Annotated in this window: 6 protein-coding genes; all 6 read right to left on the bottom strand. The window is 43.5% G+C overall.

What is annotated here, in order from left to right; all coding sequences use genetic code 11:
• Nucleotides 1–155: 155 nt before the first annotated feature.
• On the bottom strand, nucleotides 156–404 hold the full coding sequence (locus tag FJR06_RS06010) for a hypothetical protein (protein ID WP_015083452.1): 249 nt from the start codon (nucleotides 402–404) through the stop codon (nucleotides 156–158).
• Nucleotides 405–658: 254 nt separating this feature from the next.
• On the bottom strand, nucleotides 659–901 hold the full coding sequence (locus FJR06_RS06005) for a hypothetical protein (RefSeq protein ID WP_168651041.1): 243 nt from the start codon (nucleotides 899–901) through the stop codon (nucleotides 659–661).
• Between the two features lie 31 nt (nucleotides 902–932).
• A complete protein-coding gene (gene infB / locus FJR06_RS06000; protein ID WP_015083450.1) occupies nucleotides 933–4,028 on the bottom strand; it encodes a translation initiation factor IF-2 in 3,096 nt (1,031 codons plus the stop codon).
• Between the two features lie 440 nt (nucleotides 4,029–4,468).
• Nucleotides 4,469–4,738 (bottom strand): YlxR family protein, encoded by a 270-nt coding sequence (locus FJR06_RS05990; protein ID WP_015083448.1) that lies wholly within the window; start codon nucleotides 4,736–4,738, stop codon nucleotides 4,469–4,471.
• Nucleotides 4,739–4,936: 198 nt separating this feature from the next.
• Nucleotides 4,937–6,214: a transcription termination factor NusA gene (nusA, locus tag FJR06_RS05985; protein WP_015083447.1), complete on the bottom strand. Its 1,278-nt coding sequence runs from the start codon at nucleotides 6,212–6,214 to the stop codon at nucleotides 4,937–4,939.
• Nucleotides 6,215–6,732: 518 nt separating this feature from the next.
• Nucleotides 6,733–7,194 (bottom strand): ribosome maturation factor RimP, encoded by a 462-nt coding sequence (gene rimP / locus FJR06_RS05980; protein ID WP_015083446.1) that lies wholly within the window; start codon nucleotides 7,192–7,194, stop codon nucleotides 6,733–6,735.
• Nucleotides 7,195–7,606: the final 412 nt, after the last annotated feature.

Genomic DNA, 7,606 nt, shown 5'->3' with positions numbered 1-7,606 from the left:
CACTTGACACTTCGCCAGAACCCGCCACAAGTGGTCTTATCGTCCCTCCATGTCCGTTTAAAGTCTCCCAATGCCCTATGGCGACTATGACCAAATTTTAGCATAAAGCCGTCCTGGAAGGACGGGGCTTGTGTCCCGTCTTTTCGGTCAAAGGGTTAATAAGCTAAAGTTTCTAAAGTCTCTCGTAAATACATTTGTACTTGTTGATCTAGACGTAAACTTTGTAATTTGGCGTTACATTCTAATTGCCATCTTTGAAAACCGGAACTAGCAGAAATCACGTATTTCAGGTTATGCCAAAATTGAGTATTAGCAGATAATTGGTGATCTTTACGCTCACCGTTGACAGAGACTTTGCTGTCAGTAGTATGCGCGTAATCGCTAGAAGTTGGAAATTGAGCCATAATTCCTCATTCCTTATTTTTCACTTCCAGAATTAGACAATTTGGGATTTTAGATTTCAGATTGATAATTTATTTCACACACAAGGGGAACACGTAAATCTAGTCACCCAAAGCTAAAATTGAAAATTTTTGTTTAATCTTCTTTCAAGATAATGGTTTTACACCTGAAAATTCTGTCTCATTCATCACTAAATGCGGAATTTTATGCGAGAAATTTCTAAAACAACTTGTTTTTAATTAAACAGAGAATTTTCTTAAAATTTATAGCAACCCAAGGGGGTAAGACATGAATTGATAATAAAACTCGGACTAGAACAGGTTTTTCCTTCTTCTTTTTCATTTCTTCCTTCTTCTTTTTCCTTCTTCTTTTTCATTTCTTCCTTCTTCTTCATTCTTCTTCTGACTCCTGACTCCTGACTCCTGACTCCTTTTAAACGGAGTGCTGAGTTTACATTATTTGAGTGTTGAACTCGGAACAGTCTCAATTCAACACTCATTAACTCAGCACTCAACGCTGGATGCACGTCACTACTTAGTCATAGTCAGAGTCCGACGTTTAGTTACCAATTGGTAGGATTCAATGATATCATTTTCCACCCAGTCATGGAACTTATCAATGCCGATACCACATTCATAACCTGCGTTGACTTCACGGGCATCTTCTTTCATCCGTTTGAGGGAATCGAGAACACCTTCGTAAACTACCTTGTTATAGCGACGGACGCGCACCTTACAGTTGCGAACGAGCTTACCAGATTGAACATAACAACCGGCAACAGCACCACGACCAACTGGGAAGACAGCACGGACTTCTGTTTGTCCCAAGGGTTCTTCCACCAACTCTGGTTCGAGTAGACCTTCTAAAGCACCTTGGATATCTTCCAAGAGTTTGTAGATGATGTTATATTCTCGAACATCTACACCTGCTTCATCCGCAGCCTGTCTAGCTCCACTGGCGTAGGTGGTGTTGAAACCAATGATCACAGCGTTACTGGCAGCAGCTAAGTCTATGTCTGTTTCGGTGATTTCTCCAGCGGTAGCTAGGAGCATCCGAATTTGGACTTCGTTTTGCGGAATTTGGCGCAGAGAGCCGATAATGGCTTCCACAGAACCTTGTACGTCGCCCTTGAGGATCAAGTTGAGTTCTTTTAACTCGCCTTCTTGTGCTTGTGCTGACAGGGTAGTGAGAGTGACACGACCTTGTAACAATCGAGACTGACGTTGCTTATCGGCGCGATCGCTGGCTACAGAACGAGCTTCTTTCTCGTTTTCATAGACCTCGAAATCATCACCAGCAGCAGGGACATCACTTAAACCCAATACTTCCACAGCAAAGGATGGACTAGCAACATCTACACGCTTGCCTCGGTCACTTACCATAGCCCGGACTTTACCGAAGGCTGAACCAGCGACCAGCATATCTCCAACGTGGAGAGTACCGTTTTGAATCAGCAAGGTAGCAACGGCACCTTTCGCCTTATCCAAATGAGCCTCAATGACTGTTCCTTTTGCGACCCGATCTGGATTAGCGGATAGTTCGGCTACTTCCGACACCAACATAATCATTTCTAGGAGGGTGTCGAGGTTTTCGCCCTTAATAGCGCTAACGGGAACCATGATGGTTTCACCACCCCAATCTTCAGCGGTGAGACCATAATTAGTAAGTTCCTGTTTAACCCGTTCTGGCTGCGCGCCTTCTTTATCAATCTTGTTGATTGCCACAACAATGGGAACATTAGCAGCTTTAGCGTGGCTAATAGCTTCAATGGTTTGGGGACGAACACCGTCATCAGCAGCTACAACTAGCACGGCAATATCCGTCACCCTAGCCCCTCTGGCACGCATCGCTGTGAAAGCTTCGTGACCAGGAGTATCGAGGAAAACAATCTGCTGTGGTTTACCTTCATGGACGATATCAACATGATATGCGCCGATATGCTGGGTAATACCGCCCGCTTCCCCAGACGCAACTTTGGTTTTGCGAATAGAGTCGAGGAGAGTGGTTTTACCGTGGTCTACGTGACCCATGATGGTGACAACTGGGGGACGACGAATGAGGTGAGCCAAATCAGCCACGTCAATCATTTCCGTGACTTTCCGGGCTTCAGCTTCTCGTTCGACAATTTGGACTTCTACTTCTAGTTCTTTGGCGACTAGGGTAATCGTCGGAATATCCAGATTTTGGGTGATGCTAACAGCCATGCCCTTCATAAACAGGATTTTGACAATCTCTGTATCGGCAATTACGAGGGACTCAGCCAACTCCTGGACTGTTAATGGACCAGTAACATCTAGTGTGGCTGGACGATCTGGTTTTTGCTCTACATTTTCTTGGCGACGATTGTTGTGGTCACGGGAAGAACTAGATTTTTTACCTCTAGTGGTAGGAGCAGCCACAACCGCTACAGTTGGCATACCGGAGCGAGTCCCTTTGGGTTTGGGAGGACGGGCAATGGAGAGACTAACTTGAGTGGCTGCGGAATTTTCTAGACCGTCTTCATCTAAATCATCTTCATCTAAATCATCTTCTACGATTTGTTTGACCCGTTTGCCTTTGGGTCCAACCTTCGCTTTTTCTTTGATTTCGTCAATGATTTCTTCTTCTTGCCATTTTTTCCCACCCTTGTTCAAACGAGGGGGTGTAGGGCGTTTTAAATCCAAAAGATCGGGTGCTACTGGTATTTCATCCAATCCTTCTTTTTTCGCGCCACCTGCATGATGTCTGGGTGGAGTCGCCGTGGGAATGGCTGCTGGTTCACTGGGACGGGCAGGTCTAGGGCGTTGGATATCACCGCCAACGGATGGTCTACCACTGCGTTGTTCTGGTCTTGTCGGCGCTCCTGAATTAGCCCGACTAGGTCTAGGTGGTGCAGATGGTGAACCTTGATCAGATGAAGGTCTATTAACCTTACTTCTCACTGGCTGAGGATCTTCTTCAACAGGCTGTGAGCGATCGCGTTTGAGAAGAGGTTTTTCTGATGTTGCTAAAACTGGTGTTTCTGCCGCTTTTGCGCCATCTACTCTAGCAGGAGGAGAAACCAACTGGGGTTTTTGCGGTTTCTCTGGTTTGGCTCTGGGAGTAGATATTTTCTCTGATTTTTCCGCTCTCACCTTTTCTGTAACCGATTCAGGATTAGATACCTGTTCTGGTTGGGTAGGATTAGGTTTAAGTGGAGTCTCAGATTGATTCCGGGGTACTGGTCGAGTTGGTGCCGCCGGCTTTATATTCATAGATGAAACTGGTGTAGCAAAAGGCCTTGGAGGTGCCGGAGGATTAGCATCAGTAGCGTCAGTAGCAACTGAGATATCGGTTGAGTTGGTGGTAGTGTTTATCAATATTTTCGGTTTGCGAATTTCTAGAATTTGCTGTTTGTGATGGGCGTTGGTACGGTTTTGAGATGAATTTGGTTTATGGCCATTTGTACTTTGTTCCTTTTTTGAGGCTAAATTCGTAGCAGCGACTTTTTCGGCTGCGCTACGAATTTGTTCAGCTTCCGCTTCGGAAATCGTACTGCTATGGCTTTTAACCGCAATATCGAGCTGGTCGCAAATTGCTAGTAGCTCTTTATTATCCAAATTCAATTCTTTTGATAAGTCATAGATTCTCACTTTTCCGTTGTTCATCCACTCTTTCCCCTTTAATTTACAGTTTTAGCGGATGGTTGCCTGGTTTGTGACATCTCCACCCTTTGATCACTGTTTTTTCGGTTGCCTTTGGTGATATTGCCGGTGACTCCAGTTAGGAAAGAGAGATGTTTCGGGTTAATACTGACATCTCCACCAGGAATGATGGTTGATGCAGAACTGCGATTTGACGCTACCAGGTCGCCATTTTTGGTTTTTTTGTTTTGCTGATTTGTGAGTCTTCCACAATACAATCAAAAAAAAACTTGTTGGGAGTAATGCCTTGCGTCTTGTCCAAAAAAGGAGATCGAGAAAGCTGGTTACATCCATTTACTATTTTGGCATTAACTTGAACGATACTAAAGGTTATGATCAGATACCGAATAGTTCGGCTTTTGTCATAATATCTTTAGAGACTATCGCAATTTTAGTTGTTACCATTAAATGCGATCTTGGCGATCGCCGTGATTTAGACGTTGCCACAATGTTTGATACACTGTATCTGGCACTGCTCCATGCAGCGATCTCCCTAGTCTATTTTTCTTCTGAGCTGCTTGTAGGCAACTCTCTTGCGGACAGATATAGGCAGAACGCCCCATGCCCTGATCTAATTGTACCTTTCCAGATGGAAAGACGCGGACAATCCGCCAAAACTCTTGTTTCAAGTTGACTTGACGACAACTAATACAACGCCGATAGTTCGGTTTCATCAGTCTTCTGCCAGATTTAAGTTAGATATCTTGGGGATACTAAACAATGTATTTTTTAATGCCTGTTGTTAGTTGTTAGTTGTCAGTTGTCAGTTGTTAGTTGTTAGTTGTCAGTTGTCATTGGGAAGAAATATTCCCCCTGCTCCCTGCTCCCTGCTTCCCTTCCTTTTTCAAATTATTGCAGATAAATTTGGGGAATTAATCTTCCTCGCTATTGTCAAATCTATCCTCATCCAATTCTAATTCTTCTGCCATTGCATCTTCTCGGTCAGACCTGTCATCCCTATCATTTTGGGATTGATATTGCGCTCTCACCGCTGCAAATTTAGTATTTTCGGCTTCCTCGTCATATTTAGCCTGATCTTTAATATCAATTTTCCAACCAGTGAGACGGGCAGCTAACCGCACATTTTGCCCTTCTTTACCAATAGCTAAACTCAGTTGATCTTCAGCCACTAAAACGTGAGTTTGGCGACTTTCGGGGTCCATGAGTCTGACTTCATCTACCTTTGCTGGACTCAACGCATTGGCAATATAGGTAGCTGGATCTGGAGACCAGCGAATCACATCAATTTTTTCACCGCGTAATTCATTAACTACCACCTGAATTCGTGATCCCCGCGCACCAATACAAGCACCAACGGGGTCTACATCGCGGTCTAGGGTATCAACAGCAATTTTTGTGCGGGGTCCTACATAACGAGAGGGAGGGTTAGCTTCTCGCGCTACAGCCACAATTCGCACTACCTCATCTTCAATTTCTGGGACTTCATTGGCGAATAGATAAACCACCAAACCTGCATCAGCACGAGATACCATCAATTGTGGCCCTCGTTGCTGCCCTTGGGAAACTTTTTTTAGATATACCTTAAAGGTAGCATTAGCCCGATAATTATCGTTGGGTAGCTGTTCTCGCTTGGGTAATTCGGCTTCTACTTCTGATTGTCCAAATCCGCTACTAACTGCCAAAACTACAGATTGACGTTCAAATCGCAATACTCTAGCTTGTAAAACCGTGCCTTCCAAGTCTTGAAACTCTTCTTGCACCATTTGGCGTTGTTGATCTCGCAGTTTTTGCGCCAATACTTGTTTCGTTTGCATGGCTGCCATGCGCCCAAATTCTCCTTGATCTGGGGTGACATCCAATACTACAGAATCTCCCAGTTGGGCTTCTGGGGCTACTTGCTGGACTTCATCTAAGGAAATTTGATGATCAGTGTTAGCAACTGCTTCAACAATGGTTTTGGTGGAAAGAACCCGAAATCCTTCACCCTCAATATCCAGTTCTACTTCAAAATTATTAAAATACTCTTCATCAAATTGTCTGCGTTCTAAATTTTGGGCGCGACGATAACGTTCGTAACCCTTAATTAAGGCTTCTCTAATAGCTGCTTGTACAGCTAAACGCGGTAAGTTTCGTTCTTGGCTAATACTTTCGATTAGCTCTTTTAATCCCGATAAAGTCACCATTGACATACGCAGTCTCCTAAAATTTTATAAGAAAGTAGGCTTAAAACCGTTCTATAAAACTTACCCAAAATTACCAAAGTCTAGACACATCTGGACAGCGATAACCTTAGTGTTTACTTCCTGCTTCATCACGGTCTTAGAATGGCTTCTAAGAGGTTTTTCCGCTCCACAGGCAATCTCGGTAGAACTTACCGTTTCTGACCCTAGACTTAAAATCTAAAACCTTTTTGGGTTTTTATGTTTGGGTGTTTTTTAAGCGAGAGAGGGGATAAATCTCTCAGTGACTTATGGTGTTACAATGTCTTTAACAGGTAAGGGTAATTAACCTGTACAAACACCCGATGTTGCCTAACGGCTCAACACTATACATTGACAATCTCTTTAGAGCGGAGAGTGTCAAGTCAGCAGTCAGCAAAATTAGATAACTGTTAAGAAATAATTGTGTTCTTTTCCCCAATTACTCCTTCCCAATTACCAATTACCAGTTACCAGTCCCTAATCCAACGTCTAAAATCTAAAATTGATTAGCTACGCTCATCTATTTGGACTTTGGTAATGAGGTTACGGGGAATTTTTACTACACGACCCTTTTGATTAAGGTAAACTGTAGTTTCATCCCGGCTAATCAATAGACCTATCCACTCTTGCTGTTGTTCGGAGGGTGGGGAAGTAGAAATAACTACAGGGAATCCTTTGAAGGAAATAAACTCCCTGTCTGTTACCAGTTGCCGCGAAATACCAGGACTAGATACTTCCAATATGTAACCGTCTGGAATGATATCGGCCGCATCTAATGAGGCTTCAACGGCACGGCTCATCCTTTCACAATCATCCAGTCCAATGTCCTGTAGAGGATTAAAGATATCTACTCGCAAGACTGGGGGGTTTTGGTTCGTATGAAAAACTATACTAACAACTTCCAATCCTAGTTCTGCGGCTACTGGTGTCGCCAAATCAATAATTTGTGGTATTAAAGGATGAGTCATGGGAGAATTCAATAAAAAAAGTGGGCTTCAACCCACTTCCTGCGATAGGGATATCTTCCAAGAAGTATTGTGACGAACTGTATGAGTTCGCCCCTAAAATGAGTGTAGCTTATTTCTTCAGTTAGTCATGACAGACTTGAAGAAATGGTCATTGGTCAGTTGTCATTTGTCATTGGTCAGTTGTCAGTTGTCAGTTGTCAGTTGTCATTGGTCAGTTGTCATTGGTCAGTTGTCATTGGGAAAATCTTTTTCTTTCCGTATTTTGCTTTTTACCTCTAAATTTAAGGTATATATCGTGAACTACCTACACTGACCTGACGGTACAGTGTAGGCTTCCCAATTCCATGGGGACTGCCTCGGACTTCATGGATTTTTTACGTCCCTAAGACTTTGGTCTTACATCCCCTCCAAG

The sequence above is a fragment of the Dolichospermum sp. UHCC 0352 genome (assembly GCF_009711925.1).
Taxonomy (GTDB): domain Bacteria; phylum Cyanobacteriota; class Cyanobacteriia; order Cyanobacteriales; family Nostocaceae; genus Dolichospermum; species Dolichospermum lemmermannii.
Note: the sequence above shows the minus strand (reverse complement) of the source record. Positions and strands in the feature narration are given on the sequence as shown.